Source organism: Parabacteroides distasonis, assembly GCF_004793765.1.
In the GTDB taxonomy this organism is placed as follows: Bacteria; Bacteroidota; Bacteroidia; order Bacteroidales; family Tannerellaceae; genus Parabacteroides; species Parabacteroides distasonis_A.
The window spans coordinates 14,469-36,710 of the sequence record NZ_SRYM01000001.1 but is presented as its reverse complement, the minus strand read 5'-3'; the positions used below and the strand labels follow the sequence as shown (position 1 = coordinate 36,710).

The window sequence follows — 22,242 nt, the reverse complement described above, 5'->3', positions numbered from 1 at the left end:
AAAAGAAATATCGCATGAAAGAGATGATACTAGAGACAAAACGACTCCTATTAAGGGAATTAAAACAAGATGATTTTGATGATATCTGTAAGCTTTTACAAGATCCGATCGTAATGTACGCCTACGAGGGAGCGTTCAGTAAAAAAGAGGTACAAGAATGGCTTGACAAGCAATTAAGGAGGTATCAAAACGATGGTTTTGGCTTATGGGGGATGATAGAGAAAGGCAGCGGAGAGCTTATCGGCCAATGTGGTCTCACCTATCAAGAATTCAACGGTCAACAGGTTCCGGAGATCGGTTATTTGCTTAGGGCGGAATACTGGCATAAAGGTTATGCTACCGAGGCCGCCATAGCTTGTAAGGAATACGCCTTCAATATTCTTAGCTTCGACAAAGTGTACTCCATCATACGGGACACAAATATCCCCTCTCAAAAAGTAGCATTAAGAAACGATATGAGGGAAATCGCGAATTTCATAAAACATTATCGCAATATTGATATGCTTCATTTAGTATTCTGCGTGAATAAGTTATAGTTATCAAGCGGAAAGAAAGGGTTATGAGCCTACTCCCCCAATATCCTTGAAATTCATTTTTTATCATCATGCCAAAGCCTTAGGGGGTACAACTTAGGTTACAAACGCTTTTCTGTCATCTTTTGGCTGTTCATCGTCTGCCTAAAACTACGATTTAAGGATACGACTTTCTTTTGATAGCGGTTGCCCTGCCTATGATCTTTGTCAATTTGTAAAATAAAAGATATTTACGTAGATTTGTACACCATTATTTTAAGTTAAGGAATCAATTAACACACAAAAAAAATTATATGGCAGACGATAAGAAGATTATTTTCTCGATGGTAGGCGTGAACAAGATCTTTCCGCCTCAAAAACAGGTTTTAAAGAATATATATCTGTCCTTTTTCTATGGGGCGAAGATCGGAATCATCGGATTGAATGGTTCCGGTAAATCTACGTTGCTGAAGATTATCGCCGGTATCGATAAGGATTATCAGGGAGAGGTGGTCTTCTCCCCCGGGTATTCCGTAGGGTATCTGGAGCAGGACCCTAAGTTGGAGCCGGGCAAGACCGTGAAGGAGATCGTGCAGGAAGGCGTGCAGGAGATCGTGGACACCTTGAAGGAATATGAGGAGGTGAACGAGCGATTCGGCGATCCGGAGGTGCTGGAAGACCCGGATAAGATGGATGCCTTGATCAACCGCCAGGCGGAGTTGCAGGACAAGATCGACGCTACGGACGCATGGAACCTCGACAGCCGCCTGGAACGTGCCATGGACGCTTTGCGTTGTCCGCCGGAGGATCAGGTGGTGGATACGTTGTCCGGAGGCGAGCGTCGCCGGGTGGCCCTTTGCCGATTGCTGCTCCAGCAGCCGGACGTATTGCTGTTGGATGAGCCGACCAACCACTTGGACGCCGAGTCGATCGACTGGCTGGAGCAACACCTGCAACAATATGCCGGTACCGTTATCTGCATCACGCACGACCGTTACTTCCTAGACCACGTGGCCGGATGGATCCTTGAGCTGGATCGTGGCGAGGGCATCCCTTGGAAAGGCAATTACTCCTCTTGGCTAGACCAGAAAACGAAGCGTATGGCTCAGGAAGAGAAGCAAGCCAGCAAGCGTCGTAAGACCTTGGAGCGCGAGCTGGAATGGATCAATATGGCGCCGAAGGCACGTCATGCCAAAGGCAAGGCTCGCCTGAACTCGTACGAGGCCCTCTTGAACGAGGACCAGAAGGAGCGTGAGGCTAAGCTGGAGATCTTCATCCCGAACGGCCCTCGCTTGGGCAATAAGGTGATCGAGGCACAGCACGTGGCGAAGGCGTTCGGCGATAAGCTGCTGTTCGATGATTTGAACTTCATGCTTCCCCCGAACGGTATCGTGGGAGTCATCGGGCCAAACGGTGCCGGTAAGACTACCTTATTTAAGATGATCATGGGCATGGAAAGCATCGACAAGGGGACCTTCGAGGTGGGCGAGACCGTACAAGTAGGTTACGCCGACCAGACCCATAAGGATATAGACCCGAAAAAGACCGTTTACCAAGTCGTATCCGGCGGACAAGAATTCATCCGTATGGGCGGCAAGGAGGTGAACGCACGCGCTTACCTGTCTAAATTCAATTTCGCGGGAGCGGATCAAGAGAAGCTATGCGGCGTACTCTCCGGAGGAGAGCGTAACCGCCTGCATCTGGCGCTGACGCTGAAAGCGGACGCCAACGTATTGCTGCTCGACGAGCCTACCAACGATATCGACGTGAACACGCTGCGTGCCTTGGAGGAGGGCCTGGAGAACTTCGCCGGTTGCGCCGTAGTCGTCTCTCACGACCGTTGGTTCTTGGACCGTATCTGTACGCATATCCTGTCGTTCGAGGGCGATTCCAACGTGGTCTTCTACGAAGGGACCTATTCCGAGTACGAGGAATACAAACGTAAGACCTTGGGCGACGCCGAGCCGAAACGGGTACGCTATCGCAAACTAATCGTTGATTAATCATACTATAAATAGAGTTTAATGCCATGAAAAAAAGAATGCTATCTTTGGCTGTATTAGCCGCTTCCCTCTTCTGTCTCCCCAATGGGGCGAACGCGCAGAAGACCAAGAAACTGTTCAACGGGAAAGACCTGTCTAACTGGAATTTCGTAGTCGACAAAAACTCCGTCCCCGCCGATCAGGTCTATTCCGTACGCGACGGTAAGATCTTCATCACCGGCCAGCCTTTCGGCTATATGTACACCAAGGAGAAATACAGCGACTATAAATTGCACGTGGAATGGCGTTGGCCGAATGGGGATTCCAACGCCAACAGCGGTATCTTCTTACACATCGTAGATTTCCAGAATCCCTTCCCGAACAGTATCGAATGCAACCTGCAAGCCGGGAGGGCCGGATTGTTCGTATTGCTGGGAGGCTCCGACCTTGTCGAGTACCAGCAACGCCCGGGAGAGGAACGTCCCTTCTTCCCTGTCGTAAAGAACGTGAACCCGTCTAGCGAGAAACCCGCCGGAGAGTGGAACGAGGCGAACATCTTCGTGAAAGACGGCGTCATCACCGTTTACATCAACGGCGTATACCAGAACACCGGAACCAACAAGGTGAAGGAAGGCCATATCGGGCTACAGAGCGAGGGTAAGGAGGTTGAGTTCAGAAACGTAACCCTCACCAAGTGGTAAGCGGAACCGCTTCCGGCGCATCCGTAATAATTAAACGGAATCTTTTAAATAGTATTAAATAATATAGTACTTTCGCGAGGATTCCTTTTCAATGAGGAACATATCATTGCAATAACCAATTTAAGAGGTAATGAAAAGAGACAACATCATTTTTGACATTATCGAGAAGGAGCACCAACGCCAATTGAAAGGCATTGAGTTGATCGCTTCCGAGAACTTTGTCAGCGACCAGGTCATGCAGGCCATGGGAAGCTGTCTGACCAACAAATACGCCGAGGGATATCCCGGCAAGCGTTATTATGGGGGTTGCGAGGTAGTAGACCAAAGCGAGACGATCGCTATCGAACGGTTGAAAAAGCTATTCAACGCCGAATGGGCCAACGTGCAGCCTCACTCCGGGGCGCAGGCCAACGCAGCCGTATTCTTCGCCGTATTGAATCCGGGCGACACGTTCCTCGGGTTGAACCTGTCGCATGGCGGACACCTGTCCCACGGTTCACCCGTAAATAGCTCCGGCGTTCTCTATCACGCTACCGAATATAATGTAAAGGAAGATACCGGACGGGTGGACTACGACCAGATGGAGGAAGTAGCCCTTCGCAAGAAACCGAAATTGATCGTTGGCGGCGGTTCCGCTTATTCCCGTGACTGGGATTACAAACGTATGCGCGAGATTGCCGACAAGGTAGGCGCCTTATTGATGATCGATATGGCTCACCCGGCAGGCCTGATCGCCGCCGGTTTGTTGAACAACCCGCTGGAGTACGCTCACATCGTAACGTCTACGACGCATAAGACCCTGCGGGGTCCTCGCGGCGGTATCATCCTGCTGGGTAAGGATTTCGAGAACCCTTGGGGAAAGAAGACACCGAAAGGCGAGATCAAGAAGATGTCTCAGTTGTTGGACTCCGCCGTATTCCCGGGTATCCAGGGCGGTCCGCTGGAGCATGTGATTGCGGCCAAGGCCGTAGCCTTCGGAGAGGCTTTGGAGCCGGAATACAAGACGTACCAAGCACAGGTGAAAGCGAACGCCGCCGCTATGGCCAAGGCCTTCACGGACAAAGGGTACAAGATCATCTCCGGCGGTACGGACAACCACAGCATGCTGATCGACCTGCGCACGAAGTTCCCCGACCTGACCGGCAAGGTGGCCGAGAAAGCCTTGGTAGCCGCCGACATCACGGTGAACAAGAACATGGTTCCGTTCGACAGCCGCTCGGCCTTCCAGACCTCCGGTATCCGTGTGGGTACGCCCGCTATCACGACCCGTGGCGCTAAAGAGCCGCTTATGGGCGAGATCGTGGAACTGATCGACACCGTATTGGCCGCTCCCGAATGCGATAAGACCATCGGCGCCGTTCGCGAGAAGGTGAACGGTATCATGAAGGAATATCCTATCTTCGCGTGGTAAATAGGAAATTGAGAATTGAGAATCGAAAAGGATGCCAAACGGCATCTTATCTTCAACTCTCAATTCTCTTTTTAAACTCTCAAAAACATCTAAACAATATTCAATTTTCAACTTTCAATTTTTAATTCTATGAAAAAGCTCCTTGCTACAATCTGCGCCGGCGCCGTGCTGGGCCTGATGGCCTCGTGTGATGATGCTCCCGGTGAAGCGAAAGCTTACAACCAAGGTATCAACATCATCCCGACACCGGTCAGCCTTACGCAGAACGAGGGAAACTTCAAGCTAAACAAAAACACGAGGATCTACGCTTCCACCCCGGAGGCGAAAACCGTAGCCGAGTTCTTCGCGGCTAAAATGAACACGGCGACAGGCTACCAGATAGCTACCGCCGACAAAGAGACCTCCGACGGTATCTCGTTGGTTATCGACGGTGCTCTGGACGTAAACGACGAGGGATACACGCTCGACGTAGCCGACAGCGGCGTCCGTATCAAGGCCAAGACCCCTCAAGGTCTTTTCTACGGTATGCAATCGTTCCTGCAATTGCTGCCCGCCGAGATCGAAAGCCCTTCCGCCGTGAAAGGTATCGCATGGACCGCTCCGGCCGTATCTATCAAGGACGAGCCTCGATTCGGCTACCGCGGTATCATGCTCGACCCCTGCCGCCATTTCATCCCGGTAGAGAATATCAAGAAGCAGCTGGACGTATTGGCCTTGTTCAAGATCAACCGCATGCATTGGCACCTGACCGACGACCAAGGATGGCGTATCGAGATCAAGAAGTACCCGAAACTGACCGGGATCGGCTCTAAGCGCATCGATGGCGAGGGCACCGAGTACGGAGGCTTCTATACCCAAGAGGAGGTGAAGGATATCGTTCGATACGCGGCGGATCGTTTCATCACGATCGTTCCCGAGATAGAGCTTCCGGGACACGAGATGGCCGCTATCGCCGCCTATCCGGAGCTGTCTTGCGAGGGTAAGCAGGGTACTCCCCGTATCATCTGGGGCGTGGAAGACATCGTATTATGCGCCGGCAAGGAAGAGCCCTTCCAGTTCTTCGAGGACGTGATCGCCGAGGTAGCCCCCCTATTCCCGGGCGAGTATTTCCATATCGGAGGCGATGAGTGCCCGAAGACGAGCTGGGAGAAATGCCCGCTTTGCCAGGCCCGTATCCGCAAGGAAGGCTTGAAAGGCGACAAGGAGCATACGGCCGAGGAGAAATTGCAGAGCTATTTCGTGCAACGCATGGAGAAGGTCGTAAACAAGCACGGCAAGAAGATGATCGGATGGGACGAGATCCTCGAGGGAGGTCTGGCTCCATCGGCCACGGTAATGTCTTGGCGAGGTGAGGAAGGCGGTATCGCCGCCGCTAGCATGAACCACGAGGTAATCATGACCCCCAGCAGCGAGGGCATGTATATCGACCAGTTCCAAGGCGACTACAAGATCAGCCCGGTATCTATCGGAGGACTGACCACGGCGGAGCGGGTCTACAAGTACAACCCCGTGCCCGACACGCTGGCGGCCGCCGGCAAAGGGCATTTCATCAAGGGCGTGCAATGCAACGTATGGAGCGAGTACCTTTATAACACGGACATCATGGAGTACCGTATCTATCCTCGTATCCTAGCCCTCTCCGAGATCGCTTGGAGCCCGCTGGACCGGAAGGATTACAAGGACTTCGAACGCCGTCTGGACAACGCTCAGGTCCGCCTGGACGGACACGGTATCAACTACTACATCCCGCAGCCCGAGCAGCCGAACGGTTCTTGCGACTTCGTGGCTTTCACGGACAAGGCTACCCTGACATTCACCACGAACCGCCCGATGAAGATGGTCTACACGCTGGATGGTACCGAACCTACCCCGGAATCTACCGTATATACGGCTCCTTTCGACATCACCGAGACTACGACCGTGAAGATCGCTTCCCTGTTGCCTTCCGGCAAGATGGGTAAGCCTCGCACGATCCTCGTGGAGAAACAAGCGCCGGCTCCCGCCAAGGAGGTAGCCAAGACGACCCCGGGCCTCAATATGGAGGTATTCGATGGCATGTACCTGAGCGTAAAGGATCTGGAGGCCGCTCAGAAGACCGGTAAGAAACAGGCCATCAAGACGACCCGTGAGCTGACCAACCAAGTGCCCGCCCCCGAGTCCATGCGAGGCGTGAAGCAATACGCCGCCATCGCTACCGGCTACGTAGACATCCCCGAGGATGGCGTTTATTACATCTCTTCCGATCTGGAGGAGGTATGGATCGACGGCAAATTGATGGTCAACAACGGTGGCGAGGTAAAACGCTTCTCCCGTCATGACACCTCCGCCGCCTTGGCAAAGGGCTTGCACGAGATCAAGCTGGTATTCCTCGGGCACATCATCGGAGGCTGGCCATCCAACTGGAACGACGGCAGCGTAAAACTCCGTAAATCGGATGCCGAGAAATTCACCCCGATCACGGCCGATATGCTGAGCCATTGATCCTGATATAGATTAAACACAGTAGTGCCTTATCATGGACACTACTGTTCCATTCCAGACACTACCGTATTCCATCCTAAACACTACTCTGTTTAGTCGCGAACACGGTAGTGTTTTTTTTATTCGATCCTTAGTCTCAAGATCGTCACGGAATTAGGCGGGAAATTATAGATAAGCGGGCCGCTTACCGGGAATACGACAGGCTCGGTGACAGGCACTACGGCATCCGGGTTCTCGAACGTATTACGAGCCTCCGGTTCCCCCCTCAATTGGATCAGCTCCGCCTCGCCCAGGATATTCACCCCCTCGATACGCAAAGAGGTCTTCTCCTCGTGGCGGGTCGTATTCACGACCTTCAGGTAAATCATCCGGTTCTCCTTGTCGACGGTAGCCACGGATACCAACGACGGGATCGGACGCATATCCACCTCATGCAGCAATACGCCGTCCACATAGCAACGGACGCGCTCGTACTCGCACGTCATGCGAACCGTATACCACCGGTTACTCTCAAAAGGGAACCGCACGGGAGAGACCAAGCTATCCCTCACGTCGCCTACCTGATGGTACAGCTCGCTCGTTCCCGCCCCGATCGTCAGGGCGATATAATCCGCCTGCTCGTCCGTCCGCCCGTTGTCGCGGAGGCGAAGCTGTATCTGCCCGCTACCTTTCGTACGCCGGACGGTAGCCGTATATTCATAGGCGTAGCTCGTAGAATCGCCGAACAATACCCGATTCCACCGGTTGGCCTCCGGCACCAACGTACCAGCCTGCGGGACCCTCCATCCCCCGCTCGCCACGGAGATATCCGATACGGGCACGCCGTCGATCCGCACGTCCTCGAACTCATAGCTATTGTCGAACATCTCGACACCCGCCCGGCCCGTACGCGCTTGCGGCTTCTCGTAGGTATCCACGATCGTCTTCAGCACCTCGTCCCCCCGGTGGCGGGCAAACATCTTTAATAAATGATAGGAAGGAGAGACCACCGCCTGATGGGTGTTGAAGGAGATCAACGGATGGCGCTGGTTCTCGAACCCGGCGTTGCCCAATACGGGGGCATACGCCAAGCGGCGTACCATATCCGGGTTCTCCTCCGCCCCGACCAAGAAACAGGCCTCGGCCACCGCCGCCCGGAGCGTACCGGCCAAGGGCCGCTCCGTCGTCCCGAACTCCCCGATAAACACCGCCGGCAGACGCCGGGAATACCGGTCGCTATCAAACCGGCCGGAGTTCGAGAGGAAGAAATGCTCCCCGGCGTAATAATGGGAATCCACCCACTCGCCACGGCCCCGCTTCGCGAGGGGCGAACTGCTGATAACGGTAATCTCCGGATAGGCCTCCTTGATCGCCTCGCGGAAAAGCTCGAAGCGCCTGGAATACTCCCCGCCATAGTTCTCGCTGCCGATCTCTACATACTTCAGGTTGAAAGGTTCCGGATGCCCGTTCCTCGCACGCAGGGCACCCAGGTGGGAGCCCGCCGGGGCGTTCGCGTAGGCGATAGCGTCCAAGGCGTCTCCCGTGAGCTTATCCATCGCCGTGATATCCTCGTAGCGGGGCCGGCGACTTTGGCTCGTGATCCCGCTATTGATAACGTAGATAGGCTCCGCCCCCATATCCTCGCACATTTGCAAGTACTCGTGGTAGCCCATGCCGTTCGTCGTGCCATAGGCCCATACGTTCCAGAAATGCCTACGCTCCGAGATATCGCCCAGCGTCTCCCTCCAGACAGGATACGTGCCCGCCGTATACCCCTCCGCGAAACTGCCTCCGGGGAAACGGACAAAACGAGGGGCCAAGGAATCGACCAGCGCCGCCAAGTCCGGCCGCAGCCCGTTCTTCCGTCCCTTCCACGTATCCTTTGGGAAGAGGGATACCACATCCAGCCAGAACACGGCGGCGGTATCCGCCGTGATCGTCAAGACAGCGTTCGGCGCGTCCTCCGTAGCCGTAAACGTATGCCTGTATCGTTTCCACTCGTACAGCGGCGCTACCTGAAACACGTCGCTCAAGACCTTATCAGCCATCGAGTCCTCCAAGGCCACCCGGATGGTACGGGGCTGCGCATTCGCCCCCTTGGCGAAAAACGAGAGATCGTATCGTTCCCCCTTGCGGATCGGTATCCCCCGGTATCCCTCGGCTATCACGCCTCCGCGCCCCGGCTCGCCGGAAGCCGCCACGTCCACGAGCAACGACCGCCGGTTCTTATCATTCACCAGCTCCTTCATATCCGGGTATATCCGCGTGTTGGCGGCAACCCGCCTCCATCCCGGCACGGAATCCTCCCGCATGAAAGGGATCGCCCAGCCATTCGGGGTAATCAAGACGTTCCGGGCGGCGTCGTAAGGGCAGTTCAACGGCGGTACGCCATCCTCGAAGCTCCGGTTCCGGATCAGCTCCGCGTACAGCCCCCCATCGATCCCGTGGTTGATCTCCTCCATGGTCAAGCCATACAGATCCGGGTTCACGGGAACCGCCAGGCCATCCACCTCCACGGTTATCGCGGAGAGCACCGGCATCTCCGGCCGGCAAGAGGACAAGCCCATCCCGGCAATAGCGCCAACCAATAAACGAACAACATCAAAACCTATATATTTCCTCCAACGCATCTTCGAATACTCATCTTTATGTATGATGAGTACAAATTTAATCAAAAAATCGTAAGGATGATCACGCCAACCGAAATATTCTCGCAACCATTCAAAAAACAGAAAGGGATAATACCCTAAATATTAGCATTGATAATCACTTAAAATAGCGTTCGTCATACGGCACATTACCCCTTCCTAAATTTAGCGATTTATTTCCAATAAAAAGAATAAAAAAACATATTTATAAACATATTATTTCAAGCGGAAAATAAGTTGCATTTATCAAATATTATGCCGATCTTCGCAGAAACATTTTTCAATTAATAAACCATCACAATCTACATAAAAAAGAGTGGGACATCCCTTCCGTTACGATTTACGTCCATTGTGAAAAAACATTCGAAGTAAAATGAATCCAAAAGAAAAGCGGCAACGAAACGTTGCCTATTCATTATCTCTTTATAAGAGAATTTATATTTATATATATAGCCGTGCGAATATCAGTGCGAAAAACAGTGACGGTTTTGAGCCAAACGCAAACAAATCAATTCTTTATCGATGCGAAAGTAAGTGCGAGAATCAGTGCGAGTCCAAACATGAGTACAAACACGCCCTCTCACGGGCATAACCATATCATACCATGAGTAAATTTTTCACGCCGGATGAGATCCGTAGAAAAGGATACATCCGCTATCCGAAAATCTTCCTTGACCTGTTGCTAAGAGACTACAACAAGGGCCCCAAGAACTCCGTAGCCACCGGAATCATGCTATACCTGTACAGCAGGGCGGCATACAGCGCGTACCAGCACCAGTGGCAAGGCATGCAGTTCACGATCCACAAGGGACAGTGTATCGTAAAGATACCGGAGCTTGCCAACAGGCTCGGCTGCAGCGTCTACGCCATCCGGAAGGGGCTGGACTTCCTCGTACAGAAGAACGTCGTCGTCAAGAGGAAACTCCCCAGGGGGCTGGCGGTGGAGATCGTCGGCTACCAAGACTTCCTCTTCAAAGGCGATCATGCCGAACCTGACAACCAAGAATAACACGAACCGACATGAAACACCAACAATCAAAAACATCCGCCCCCGCCGGACTTCCCGCCAGCCTCACGCTGCCCGAAGAGCGGAAAGCGGAGAAAGCCCTGCTCTTCGGGCTGCTGGCCTCACGCAAGAGCCTTCCCGAGATCGCCTTCAGGATAACGCCCGAGATGTTCACCCACCCGGATATCGCCCTGGCCATAGAGGCCTACCTCAACCTGCACGGGAAGGGGGAAGGAACGGATATACTCTCGGTGGAGAAAGAGATACGGAGGCTCTCGCCGGAGAGGGCCGGGCAACTGCCCGACCTCTTCGAGCTGGCCCGGCAAGACGGCTACATGGAGGTAGGCGGAGAGTTCGTCCGGCAGCATTGCCGGCACGTAAGGGAGGCTTTCGTGGCAAGGCGGCTTATCCTGAGGTGCCACGAGCTGGCGCATAAGGCGGCGGCCGACGACCGAGATACGCAAAAGCTGATATCGGAACTGGGAACGGTGGCCGACGAGCTGGGCGAGCAACTCTCCCTCACCCACGAGATACCGGACATGCCTACCGCCACCGCCGAGGCCATGGCACGGGTACGGGAGATTCGCGAGCGGGTAGCCCGGGGCGGTACGGCGGGCATACACACCGGGCTGGGGGGACTGGACAGGCTTATGGGAGGGTTGCGGGCAGGCTCGCTCCACGTGTTCGCCGCCCGCCCGGGCATGGGAAAGACGGCCTTCGCCCTTTTCATGGCGGTGAACGCCGCCAAGCAAGGGATACCGGTTTGCATCTACAGCCTGGAGATGTCGAGGGAACAGCTGATCTTCAGGATGCTGGGCCAGATAGCCGGCGTGGAGCCTTCGAAGATCACCAAGGGAACCGCCACCGAGGAGGAGATGAGAGCCTTGGAGGAGGCGAGCCGGCAGCTGAAAGAACTGCCGATATGCATCAACCAACGCTCGGACATCCAGATAGACGAGATACGCTGCGACATCTCCCTCAGGAGGCGGCAAGGGAAATGCTCCCTCGCCATCATCGATTACTTGCAGCTGGTAAACCGGGACGACAAGGGGAAGACCCCGAACGAGGCCATCTCGAACATCACCCGCAAGGCCAAGATCACGGCGATGGACGAGGAGATACCGATCGTGCTGCTCTGCCAGCTGAACCGCAATTGCGAGACGAGGGGGGCCTACTCCTTCAGGCACCAGCTATCCGACCTCAGAGACTCCGGCTCTATCGAGCAGGACGCCGATACGGTGTCCTTCATCAGCCGCCTCGCCGTGGTGAACATACACGAGGACCCGGATACGCACCTGCCCACCCGGGGGCGGGGCACGATCCTGCTGGCCAAGAACCGCCAAGGCGAGCTGGGACACGTGCGCTTCATGCACAACGAGGGCGTGACCTCCTTCTGGGACGACACCGAGCCGGCGCGCGTCCGCAAGACCCGGGCGGCGGAGCCTAAAACGAAAGGAAAGGGCCTCTTCGAATGCTGACGGGCGATACGCTGCGCAAGGTGCGGGAGACGGCCCGCATCGACGAGGTAGCCTCCGGTTACCTCACGCTACACCGCTCGGGGAAGGACTTCGTGGCGCTGTGCCCGTTCCACGACGAGCGGCATCCCTCCTTCCGCGTCTCCCCCGCGAGGAACATCGGGAAGTGCTTCAGCTGCGGCGAGGCGGCGGACCCGATACGGCTCATAAGGCACATGGAGGGATGCGGCTTCGAGGAGGCGGTGCGCCTGCTGGCAAGCAGGTACGGCATCGAGGTGGAGGAGACCGCCGGAACCCGTGACCGCCGGCGGGACGAGCGGGAAGCGCTGCTGCGGGCGAACGAGGCTTTCGCCGGCCGCCTATTGCCGGGCCACCCCGTAGGCACGGCACGCACGGAAGCGGATCGCCAAGGGCTGGAAGAGACCTACCGCGGCTTCGGCGTGGGGCTTTGCCCGCCCGACGCCCCCCCGGCGTTCCGCCCCTTCCTCGGCCGACTCGTCTTCCCGGTACACACCACCGGGGGGCAGGTGGCCGGGTTCGCCGGACGGAGCCTTGCCCCGTCGGAGAAGGGGCGGAAATACGTCAACTCCCCCGACAGTCCCGCCTACCACAAGGGGCATATCCTCTACGGCCTGCACAAGGCGGTGAAAGCCATACGCTCCGAGGGGCGCATCCTGCTTTGCGAGGGATACAAGGACGTGCTCGCCTTCCACGCCTCCGGCATACGGTACGCCGTGGGACTATGCGGCACGGCGCTCACCGAGGAGCATGTCCGGACGATACGGAGGCTGGCCGGGCGGGTGACGCTCTCCCTCGACCCCGACCGGGCGGGACGGCAGAACACGGTCCGGTGCGCCCATACGCTCCTGTCCGCAGGGTGCGCCGTCAGCCTGCTTCCCCTGCCCGACGGCATGGACCCGGACGAGGTGTACCGCCGGAAAGGGAGCGGCGAGCTGGCACGCCTGGCACGGGAGGATACCCTCGATTACCTCTCCTACCGCATCCGCCAAGCGGCCTCCCGCCCCCGCACGGACACCGCCGCCATCAACGGGACGCTGGGCGAGATCGGCCTCCTCTCTTCCCCGCTGGCCGTATACCGAAGACTTGGGGAGCTATCCGGGGCGACGGGTATACCGACGGAGGTACTGCGGCAGGAAATCTCCGTCGCCACAGGCCCGAAAAACGTACCGGTACCGATGCCGAAGAAGGAAGCCGCAGGCCTCACGCCTGCCCTGCCACGAGAAAGGGCGTTACTGCGTTTTTGCCTCACGCACCACGGCCGGATGTTCTACGACCCCGACGGAAACGGGATTTCCCTGCCCGCATGGGTCTCCGGCGAACTGGCGGACAACGAGCTTCCCCTGGAGGACCCGGAGCACGCACGCTTGCTCCACCTCCTCGCCGAGGGCAAGCATCCGGACGGGATAGCGGACGAGCGGCTCTCCGCCCTTGTCCTCTCCCTCCGGGCCTCCGCGCCGCAGGACATGGAGCCGGTGCCTAACGAACAGCTTCCCGGCGAGACCCGCTTCCAAGTGCTCCTCTACGGCGAGTCCTTCGCACGCCGGAAGCTAGCCCGGGCCTTGGAGTCCGTCCGCACGGCGACGACACCCGAAGAGCGCCTGCGCCTACAAGCCACGCTCGAGGGACACTTCGCCCTGAGCGACCGCATCGCCCGGGAATTGCAAAGCCAAAGTATCCTGCCGGAGGGGATATAGGGGGGAGACAAAAAAAACACTACCGTGTTTGGCCCCGGACACTATTGTGCCGGGAAGCCAACACAGTAGTATCCGGGGCGAAACACAGTAGTGTCCGGACCGTAAATACGATAGCCCTTTTATTTCATGCTATCCAACCAACGCTTGCCGGATGGCGTGTACATCCAAACGATAAACACCACAAGTATCAATAGCATTACCCCGAAAAGAAATGTCAATGGATTCATAGCTCTTTATTATTTCAAGATTTTATTACCACAGAAAGCTAACCCGACAGAGAGCAAGATCCCTACCATGAACATTCCAATCATACTTATCTTTATCTTTTCCGATTGGAATAACATAGCTATTCCACCCAGCACCAATGCCGTGAACGTCAGTTTTGACAAATCGTAAAAATATTTGCCCAACGTCTCACGCTGGCACTTCGCCCGTTCACGGGACTCACCTCTCACGTCTCGCCGCTTGTCTTTCTCTTTCATACCGTAAATTTTTCATGTCAACCGAATTTTGATTGGGCAAACATACGCTTATTTCGTTAGAAAACCAAGCGTTATTCACTCAAAATCCACCTCTTTACCCCCATTCACCCGACCTCGCCCCCCTTCGTCCCCGTTGGCCGGAATCCCGCCGGCGGCATGTCGTACCTTTACGACGTAATCAAAAAAACACCAGACATTATGCCGATCAAGTACCGATTAGTCTTACGAAAAGACATGACCAAGGGAGCCGCCGCCGACTCCAAATTGTATTACGCCGTGAACAAGTCCACCGGCACCTGCGATTTCGAGGAGCTGTGCGACCAGATCGCCGACCGCAGCACCGCCTCCCGGGGCGACGTGCACGTCGTGATGGACGGCCTGCTCTACGTCCTCAAGCAACGCCTCCAGAAAGGGGAGACCATCCAGCTGGGCGATCTCGGGCACTTCCAAGCCGTGATCGGCAGCAAGGGCACCAAGCTGGAGGCCGATTTCAACACCTCCCTCATCAAACGCCCCCGCATCGTCTTCCGCCCGAGCGTGGTATTGAAAAACACCACGAACCTGATGAAGTTCGAGAAGATCGTGCCCGACGCACCCGCGCCGGGAGAAGGCGAGAGCGAATCCCCGGACGAAATCTGAGAAATCGAGAATTGAGAATTCAATCTCCCCCAACTAATTCTCAATTCTCAATTCCCTAGGGTTCCCCAAGGTGCGACACGATGCACTCCCGCTGGCGGGGCGACAAGATCCGTTGGCGGGGATGCCATCCGCACTCCTCCAGCCGCTCCATCAACTTCCCGCTGACACGTATCCACCGGGATAGCTTGTCCGAGGCTTTCTTCTTCGACAATAAGGGAAAATAACTCATCGCTATATCACAAAAATAATAGGCGCCCACACCGGTCTCCCGCTTTTCCATACTGATGTTGTTTATTTATTAACTTATTCAAAGATAGTAATTTAATATCAATTTTCCAAGAAAAATCAAACCATAATCCATCATATATATCATGAAACAAGCCTATATCTCCGCCCACCTCGCCGACGCCCGCTCCGCCGCTGCCCGCTTCCACCTGAACCCCATCGTCCTCCTTGCCCAAGCCGCCCTGGAAAGCGGCTGGGGCACCTCCCGCCTAGCCCGTGAGGCCAACAACCATTTCGGCATCACCGGCTACGGGGCGAGCAACGCCTTCTGGCACGGGGGCCGCGTCACCGCCCGGTACAAACGGGGCGAGCTGCTGTTCCGCCGCTACGACTCGGCACGCAACTCCTACCTCGACTTCGCCCGCCTCCTCGTCCGCTCCTACCCGCAAGCCGCCGCCATGAGCCGTTTCCCCGCCGACTACGCCAAGGCCATCGCCTACAGCCCCTACATCAGCGAGCTGAACGGCGACAACCGGGAACGCTACCGGGAGACGCTGGTACAGCTCTGCCGCGAGATCGAACCGATTTGCTCATCCCTAATAAACCACAATTGATATGAACAAGATACGACAAATACTAGCCTTCGTCCGCATCCTGCTGGGTTTCTTGCTAAACCTAGGATCTAACACGCCTAAAAAACAACCGCCCCATGACACGACCGACAACCCCGCCGGGCCCACGCCCCCCCTTCCCCCACTTCCGCCTGCTCGCCTTGGCCAGCCTCTTCCTGCTGGCGGCGCTCTCCCTCCTGCTGGACATGCGGGAGGCGGCGCTGGCGGCCATCGGGGCGATACTCTCGCTCTCGTCCACCCCTCGCCCGGCCCCTTAAACCTGCTGGGCTGGGGGCTGATACTCCTGGCGGCGCTGGGTTCGCTGGGAAAGATATGGCCCCCTTAGGCGAGAAAATCCCCCCCGAGGCACGGGCGCACGGGAAAAGCCAAACAAGGCCCGGGATAAAAAATTAGAAAAATAGATGGACAAATAGTAGTTATATGTCGACTTTAATTAATACTTTCGCGCCATTCAGATTATTTGAATATCAAGAAAATCGGAACACTATTTAGATACAATGGATAAATTGGCCTCAGAGTATAAAGTTCTTATCGTAGATGATGTCCCCATGAACGTCATGCTGGTACAAGCCGTACTGAAGAAAGAGGGATACACGCTCTTGACTTGCGACAACGGGATAAAAGCGCTACGCATAGCTAACGAGAAACACCCAAATCTGATATTACTCGATATCATGATGCCCGAGATGGACGGATATGAGGTCCTCCAGCATCTGAAAAGCAATCCCGAGACTACGGATATACCCGTGATTATCATGTCCGCCCTAAGCGATATGCAAAGCATCGTGAAAGGCTACCAATTGGGCGCCACCGAATACGTCACGAAGCCTTTCCAACGGGAGGAGCTGGTGAAGAGGGTGGCCCACCGCTACGAGCTTTACAGCATCAAGCGCATCAAGGCCGAGCTGGAGCACACGATCGAGTCCAGGGATACGCTATACTCCGTTATCGCCAATGACCTGCGTTCCCCGCTAGGCTCGTTGAAAATGATGAATAACGCTATCCTGACGATGGTGGACAAGGAACGGGTAGGCGACGAGGCGTACGAGATGATCCAGATGATGAACAAGACCTCCGAGGAAGTCTTCCTCCTGCTGGACAACCTGCTGAAATGGGCCAAGAGCCGCTTGAACAAGCAACGCCTGTATAAGCAACAGACCGACATAAACAGTATCATCAACAGCACCGCCAAGACGTATATCCCGATGGCGGCGCAAAAAGGCGTGAAGATTATCTTGGAGAACCCGGATAAAGAGCTGGTAGGCCGAGTCGATATCGATATGCTCAAGACGATTATCCGCAACCTGGTCTCTAACGCCATGAAGTTTAGTTTCGAGGGGGGTACGATCACCGTATCCTCACGCTCCGAGGGGGATCTCGTGACCGTTAGGGTGAAAGATACCGGCAAGGGCATCAAGAAAGAGGATCAAGACAAGCTCCTGAAACAAGACTCGCATTTCACGACCTACGGGACGAAGAACGAGAAAGGCTCCGGCCTGGGATTGATGCTTTGCAAGGACTTCGTGGAACTTCATGGAGGAAAGCTTTGGTTCGAGTCCGAGGGCGAGGGCAAAGGGACGACCTTCCTGTTCTCGATGAAAGCGCTGAACCAAGAGGATGTGCCGAGGTGACATCAGGTACAGTATTATTTATCGTATAAACATTAAGTACAGTATGTATACCGTAATTAAACGCATGGAGATCTCCGCTTCCCACAGCTTGAGATTGTCCTACCCCAGCAAATGCGAGAATCTGCATGGTCACAATTGGATGATCACGGTCTATTGCCGCTCCAAGGAATTAAACGCCGATGGCATGGTGGTCGATTTCAGTCATATCAAGAGAGCGGTGAAATCCCTGTTGGACCACCAGAACCTGAACGATATCCTGCCTTTCAACCCGACGGCGGAGAACATAGCCTTTTGGGTATACGAGCAGATCCCGTCTTGTTTCAAGGTAGAGGTAAAAGAGTCTGAGGGTAATACGGCGATCTATGAGGAAGATTAACGAGATATTCTATAGCTTGCAAGGCGAGGGGTTCCATACGGGGACTCCCGCCGTATTCGTCCGCTTCTCTGGTTGCAACCTGAGATGTGGCTTCTGCGACACCCGCCACGAGGAGGGCGTGATGATGACGGACGAGGAGATCGTGGAGAAGGTATCTTCCTTTCCCGCACGGATGGTGATCCTGACGGGAGGAGAACCTAGCCTCTGGATCGACAAGTCGCTCATATCCCGCTTGCGTGAGGCGGGGAAACAGGTCTGTATCGAGACCAACGGCACACGCCCCCTGCCCGACGGCATCGACTGGGTGACTTGCTCGCCCAAGGAGAACGCCCCGGTGGTATTGGAAAGGATCGACGAGATAAAGGTGGTTTATACCGGGCAAGACCTGTCCGCCTATGCGGAAATGCCCGCACGGTACCATTTCCTGCAACCCTGCTCCTGCCGGAACACGGAAGAAGTAGTGGATTACATCCTCCGGCATCCCCGGTGGAGGCTAAGCCTGCAAACCCATAAACTGATCGATATCCGATAGATAGGATGAGACGGGGCATCTCCCCCGTCTCCATTACTATAGATAACGGACTTCCTTACCCCTCACGGCGTCGTTCACCTCGCCGTCGCCATAGGCCAACTCGCCATTCACGAAAGTCTTCCATACGCCATGGTGGAACGTATAGCCCTCGAAAGGAGACCAGCCGCATTTGTACAAGATATTCTCCTTCGATACCGTCCAAGTCCGCTCCGGATCGATCAATACGATATCGGCGTAGTACCCGGGACGGATGTATCCCCTCCTATCGATACGAAACAGCTCCGCCGGCATATGCGCCATCTTTTCGACCACCTTCTCGTACGTGAAACGGCCTTCCATCGCCAGCTCCAACATCGTGATCAAGGAGTGCTGGATAAGCGGTCCTCCGGAAGCCGCCTTCAGGCAAGAGCCTCGCTTCTCCTCCGGCAGGTGCGGGGCATGGTCGGTAGCCACGATATCGATCGTATTGTTATTGACCGCCTCACGCAGCGCCGCGCGATCCTCGATCGTCTTGATAGCGGGATTCCACTTGATACGATTACCGAACCTAGCGTAGTCGCCGTCATGAAACCACAGATGGTGCACGCAGACCTCGCCGGTTATCTTTTTCTCGCTCAAGGGAAGACGGTTACTGAGCAACGATAATTCCTTCTCCGTGGAGAGATGCAGGATATGCAAACGGGAATCCAAGCGGGTAGCCAGTTCAACCGCCTCGGCCGAGCATTGGTAGCAGGCCTCCTCGCTACGGATCTTGCTATGGAAAGAGATATCCAGATCCTCGCCATGCAGGTTCGTGTAATACCGGATATTACGCCGGATCACCTCCTCTTTCTCCGCATGGATGGCGATCAGCATACCGGCCTCGCCGAAGATACGCTCCAACGAGTCTTTCTTGTCCACCAGCATATTTCCCGTAGACGAGCCGAGGAAGAGTTTCAGTCCCGGCACACGGCTACGATCCAGCCTGCGGATCTCGTCCATATTATCGTTTGTCCCACCGAAGAAGAAGGAGTAATTCGCACGGGAGACCTCGGCGGCACGGTTGAATTTCCATTCCAGGTCGGCGATCGTCGTGGTCTGCGGCTTCGTGTTCGGCATGTCCATGAAGGTCGTCACGCCACCGGCCACGGCCGCACGGCTCTCGGTCCCGATATCCCCCTTATGGGTAAGCCCGGGGTCCCGGAAATGCACCTGATCGTCGATGACGCCCGGTATCAACCATTTCCTCGTAGCGTCGATCACTTGGTTCGCCTCGGCACGCACGTTCCCGGGAACCTCCCCCTCGAACACCGCCGCAATCTTATCCCCCTCCACCAGCACCGAGCCGATAAAAGAACGGCCCTCGTTGATGATTCTCGGATTCTGGATTATTATTTTATTCATCTTTCTTATCCTATTATAAATTGTCAAACTCTGTTTCTCATTGGGCATGGCTCGCATGTTTCCTCGGATACTTCCTGAAGAAACTCCACCATTTCAATTGAAGGACGCCGAATAAAGCCTCCCCGAATATCGAAGAGTTCATCTTGGAGACACCCAAGGCACGGTTGATAAAGATGATCGGCACCTCCACGAGCTTGAAGCCGCACTTATAAGCCGTAAACTTCATCTCCACCTGAAAGGCGTATCCCTTGAAATGAACACGGTCCAGATCGATCGTCTCCAGTACCTCACGACGGTAACATTTAAAGCCCGCCGTCGTATCCTGTATCTTCATGCCCGTGACGATACGGACATACACCGAGGCGAAATAAGACATCAACACACGCCCCAACGGCCAGTTCACCACATTCACCCCGTTGCAATACCTCGACCCGATGGCCACGTCGGCACCCTGCCCGGTACAAGCGGCGTATAATTTCGGCAGGTCATTGGGATTATGGCTGAAATCGGCGTCCATCTCGAAAATAAAATCATATTTATGCTCGATAGCCCATTTGAAACCCCGGATATAAGCGGTACCCAGCCCCAGCTTCCCTTTACGCTCCACAATGAAAAGACGCTCAGGGAACTCCTTCTGCAGGCCTTTCACGATAGCCGCCGTCCCATCCGGAGAACCATCATCGATCACCAAGATATGAAACGCTTTCTCCAGCCCAAACACGGCACGAACGATATTCTCAATATTCTCCTTCTCGTTGTATGTAGGAATAATGACGATACTGTCTGACATATACTTTAATCAATTAATTTTCAACTCATTATATATACGACTGTAAACTATTTGTAAATTACCCTCCAAAGTTACATATTTTTTCCGTGTAAATCTATCATCCAGTCAGGCCATTCATCCGTCACCTGCGTGGAAATGGTCGCTACTTCCAGCATGTTCTTGCGGAACTCCTTCTCGAAGTCGTATGAGCTCTTCGCGGCCTTGGCGAACGCCGTCGCCGCACTGATACCGATACCACCGAATACGTCAAAAGAGGTGATCTCACCGGCCAAGGTCTTGATAATCCCTATAGCCTCCCGTTTCCCTTCGTATAAACCGGAGTTGTCGATACCAATAGCCATAAATAAGGCTCCGTCCCTATTTCTGATTCCCATAATGCGTTTATGGTAAAATATAGGATAGCCTTTCATGTGAGACTGTCAACCGTTAAAAATTCACTTATAAGTTATCTTTTTCGACATTTTCTTTTGCCTTGTCGCTTTTTCTTCGTTCTTTTGTAAAAAGAAAAAAATTCATCGTGGAACTTGAGATTGTCAAAATAAAGCAACTGTCGGGAAAGAAGACTCAAATATATTCTGTCATTCTCAATCAAGAGGCTCAGAGCGTTTTTGAACAATTTCTTCAGAACAACTATTCTGAATATCCAACCGAAATAGAAGATATCGTATCTAAATTGAAAATTATGGCTACAAAAACTGGGGCAGCCGAACATTTTTTCAAGCTAAACGAAGGGAAACCCGGTGATGGTGTCTGCGCCCTATTTGATAGTCCTGATAAAAAATTAAGAATCTATTGTATTCGATTTGCTAACGTTGCTATCGTTGTTGGAGGTGGAGGATACAAACCCAAAAACATTAGAGCTTATCAAGAAAGTTCTTCCTTAAAAAAAGAAGCTGAAACAGTGGTTCGAATATCCAGAATCATATCAGAAGCCATCAAAAACAAGGATATACATCTCGATGATAACGGTTTTTTCTTAGGTAATTTAAAATTGAAGGAGGAATAAATATGAACAATACATCTATTTTGGATACAGTACTTGGCAATATAGACACGAAAAGAGCCAAGAACATGGAAAGACGTATGATGCTTGCCGTAAAAATAGCAGAAGGTATCAAAAGGAAAGGTCTATCCCAAAAGGAATTTGCCGAGAAAATGTGTAAACGTCCCTCTGAGATATCCAAATGGTTAAGAGGTGACCACAACTTTACAACCAGCACTCTTTTTGATATTGAAGATGTTTTGAATATCCATCTTATAGATATCAACGAATATTCTCATGCAGCTTGTCCGGCCTCGATATAATAAAAAAATGAATGGAACACCCCCTGCGGGAGTAACAATGATTAATGCACACGGTATCCTCCTTTTCGTAGGAGGGAAGGAATATTATCTATCGTATGACAGATACCCTTGGTTCAGAAATGCAAAAGTATCGGATGTATTGGACGTGACCATACCGGACGAGGATTCGTTGCGTTGGGACGCAATTGATGTGGATCTTGAGATTGACAGCATAATCCATCCGGAGCGTTACCCAATTACTTTTCGCTAGAAGACACCGCTCTGGTTATCGAGCAGACACTCTGAAGATCTTGACACATTTACAGAGAACAAAAACCGACCAGCCTCACGGTTCGTC

Annotated in this window: 22 protein-coding genes; 16 read left to right on the top strand and 6 right to left on the bottom strand. The window is 53.9% G+C overall.

The genetic code is table 11. The features are described from left to right. Window positions 1-14: 14 nt before the first annotated feature. The 5 genes from E5342_RS00235 to E5342_RS00215 all read left to right on the top strand — a co-directional run bounded on the left by E5342_RS00235 (window position 15) and on the right by E5342_RS00215 (window position 7,087). The gene (locus E5342_RS00235) at window positions 15-536 is read left to right on the top strand and encodes a GNAT family N-acetyltransferase (protein ID WP_135958553.1); all 522 of its coding nucleotides are present in this window, start codon (window positions 15-17) and stop codon (window positions 534-536) included. Between the two features lie 290 nt (window positions 537-826). After that, on the top strand, window positions 827-2,515 hold the full coding sequence (ettA, locus tag E5342_RS00230) for an energy-dependent translational throttle protein EttA (protein WP_121734770.1): 1,689 nt from the start codon (window positions 827-829) through the stop codon (window positions 2,513-2,515). Window positions 2,516-2,541: 26 nt separating this feature from the next. Next, complete coding sequence (locus E5342_RS00225; RefSeq protein WP_121734771.1) at window positions 2,542-3,195, top strand: 3-keto-disaccharide hydrolase; 654 nt, start codon at window positions 2,542-2,544, stop codon at window positions 3,193-3,195. A gap of 130 nt (window positions 3,196-3,325) precedes the next feature. Next, complete coding sequence (glyA, locus tag E5342_RS00220) at window positions 3,326-4,606, top strand: serine hydroxymethyltransferase (RefSeq protein WP_135958552.1); 1,281 nt, start codon at window positions 3,326-3,328, stop codon at window positions 4,604-4,606. 129 nt (window positions 4,607-4,735) lie between these two features. Continuing rightward, on the top strand, window positions 4,736-7,087 hold the full coding sequence (locus E5342_RS00215) for a family 20 glycosylhydrolase (RefSeq protein ID WP_135958551.1): 2,352 nt from the start codon (window positions 4,736-4,738) through the stop codon (window positions 7,085-7,087). A 119-nt stretch (window positions 7,088-7,206) separates the two neighbouring features. Here the strand turns inward: E5342_RS00215 and E5342_RS00210 are convergent, their stop codons facing one another. Further along, window positions 7,207-9,696, bottom strand: a complete 2,490-nt coding sequence (locus E5342_RS00210) for an alpha-L-arabinofuranosidase C-terminal domain-containing protein (RefSeq protein WP_135958550.1) — start codon at window positions 9,694-9,696, stop codon at window positions 7,207-7,209. A 622-nt stretch (window positions 9,697-10,318) separates the two neighbouring features. Between E5342_RS00210 and E5342_RS00205 the strand changes: the two genes are divergently transcribed. The 3 genes from E5342_RS00205 to E5342_RS00195 are packed head-to-tail and all read left to right on the top strand — an operon-like array spanning window position 10,319 to window position 13,910. Then, the gene (locus E5342_RS00205; RefSeq protein WP_121734773.1) at window positions 10,319-10,723 is read left to right on the top strand and encodes a hypothetical protein; all 405 of its coding nucleotides are present in this window, start codon (window positions 10,319-10,321) and stop codon (window positions 10,721-10,723) included. Between the two features lie 11 nt (window positions 10,724-10,734). Then, the gene (locus E5342_RS00200) at window positions 10,735-12,198 is read left to right on the top strand and encodes a replicative DNA helicase (RefSeq protein ID WP_121734774.1); all 1,464 of its coding nucleotides are present in this window, start codon (window positions 10,735-10,737) and stop codon (window positions 12,196-12,198) included. Then, window positions 12,192-13,910 (top strand): DNA primase, encoded by a 1,719-nt coding sequence (locus tag E5342_RS00195; protein WP_135958549.1) that lies wholly within the window; start codon window positions 12,192-12,194, stop codon window positions 13,908-13,910. Before E5342_RS00200 ends, E5342_RS00195 begins: the two co-directional genes overlap by 7 nt. Before the next feature lie 236 nt (window positions 13,911-14,146). Here the strand turns inward: E5342_RS00195 and E5342_RS00190 are convergent, their stop codons facing one another. Continuing rightward, window positions 14,147-14,392, bottom strand: a complete 246-nt coding sequence (locus E5342_RS00190; RefSeq protein WP_121734776.1) for a DUF6722 family protein — start codon at window positions 14,390-14,392, stop codon at window positions 14,147-14,149. A gap of 198 nt (window positions 14,393-14,590) precedes the next feature. Between E5342_RS00190 and E5342_RS00185 the strand changes: the two genes are divergently transcribed. Then, entirely contained in the window at window positions 14,591-15,031 is a 441-nt protein-coding gene (locus tag E5342_RS00185) for an HU family DNA-binding protein (protein WP_135958548.1), read from the top strand. Between the two features lie 55 nt (window positions 15,032-15,086). Here E5342_RS00185 and E5342_RS00180 read toward each other — a convergent pair whose 3' ends face one another. Continuing rightward, window positions 15,087-15,311, bottom strand: coding sequence for a DUF4248 domain-containing protein (locus tag E5342_RS00180; protein WP_005856539.1), 225 nt, complete (start codon window positions 15,309-15,311; stop codon window positions 15,087-15,089). Window positions 15,312-15,402: 91 nt separating this feature from the next. Here E5342_RS00180 and E5342_RS00175 point away from each other — a divergent pair, with 91 nt between their 5' ends. The 4 genes from E5342_RS00175 to E5342_RS00155 all read left to right on the top strand — a co-directional run bounded on the left by E5342_RS00175 (window position 15,403) and on the right by E5342_RS00155 (window position 18,427). Then, window positions 15,403-15,870, top strand: coding sequence for a glucosaminidase domain-containing protein (locus E5342_RS00175; protein WP_121734778.1), 468 nt, complete (start codon window positions 15,403-15,405; stop codon window positions 15,868-15,870). 515 nt (window positions 15,871-16,385) lie between these two features. Next, the gene (locus E5342_RS00165; protein WP_121734780.1) at window positions 16,386-17,519 is read left to right on the top strand and encodes a hybrid sensor histidine kinase/response regulator; all 1,134 of its coding nucleotides are present in this window, start codon (window positions 16,386-16,388) and stop codon (window positions 17,517-17,519) included. A gap of 43 nt (window positions 17,520-17,562) precedes the next feature. Next, window positions 17,563-17,895, top strand: coding sequence for a 6-pyruvoyl trahydropterin synthase family protein (locus E5342_RS00160; protein WP_121734781.1), 333 nt, complete (start codon window positions 17,563-17,565; stop codon window positions 17,893-17,895). Next, the gene (locus E5342_RS00155; protein WP_121734782.1) at window positions 17,882-18,427 is read left to right on the top strand and encodes a 7-carboxy-7-deazaguanine synthase QueE; all 546 of its coding nucleotides are present in this window, start codon (window positions 17,882-17,884) and stop codon (window positions 18,425-18,427) included. Before E5342_RS00160 ends, E5342_RS00155 begins: the two co-directional genes overlap by 14 nt. A gap of 36 nt (window positions 18,428-18,463) precedes the next feature. On the opposite strand, the gene E5342_RS00150 is transcribed toward E5342_RS00155, so the two are convergent. The 3 genes from E5342_RS00150 to E5342_RS00140 form a co-directional block, all read right to left on the bottom strand. After that, complete coding sequence (locus E5342_RS00150; protein WP_135958547.1) at window positions 18,464-19,810, bottom strand: dihydroorotase; 1,347 nt, start codon at window positions 19,808-19,810, stop codon at window positions 18,464-18,466. Window positions 19,811-19,847: 37 nt separating this feature from the next. Beyond that, window positions 19,848-20,600: a polyprenol monophosphomannose synthase gene (locus tag E5342_RS00145; RefSeq protein WP_121734784.1), complete on the bottom strand. Its 753-nt coding sequence runs from the start codon at window positions 20,598-20,600 to the stop codon at window positions 19,848-19,850. 71 nt (window positions 20,601-20,671) lie between these two features. Beyond that, complete coding sequence (locus E5342_RS00140) at window positions 20,672-20,974, bottom strand: hypothetical protein (protein WP_246867029.1); 303 nt, start codon at window positions 20,972-20,974, stop codon at window positions 20,672-20,674. Window positions 20,975-21,117: 143 nt separating this feature from the next. Between E5342_RS00140 and E5342_RS00135 the strand changes: the two genes are divergently transcribed. The 3 genes from E5342_RS00135 to E5342_RS00125 all read left to right on the top strand — a co-directional run bounded on the left by E5342_RS00135 (window position 21,118) and on the right by E5342_RS00125 (window position 22,155). After that, complete coding sequence (locus E5342_RS00135; protein ID WP_135958546.1) at window positions 21,118-21,606, top strand: hypothetical protein; 489 nt, start codon at window positions 21,118-21,120, stop codon at window positions 21,604-21,606. A 65-nt stretch (window positions 21,607-21,671) separates the two neighbouring features. Then, window positions 21,672-21,905, top strand: a complete 234-nt coding sequence (locus E5342_RS00130; RefSeq protein ID WP_157133602.1) for a helix-turn-helix domain-containing protein — start codon at window positions 21,672-21,674, stop codon at window positions 21,903-21,905. 7 nt (window positions 21,906-21,912) lie between these two features. Further along, complete coding sequence (locus E5342_RS00125) at window positions 21,913-22,155, top strand: DUF2442 domain-containing protein (protein WP_070104082.1); 243 nt, start codon at window positions 21,913-21,915, stop codon at window positions 22,153-22,155. Window positions 22,156-22,242 lie beyond the last annotated feature (87 nt).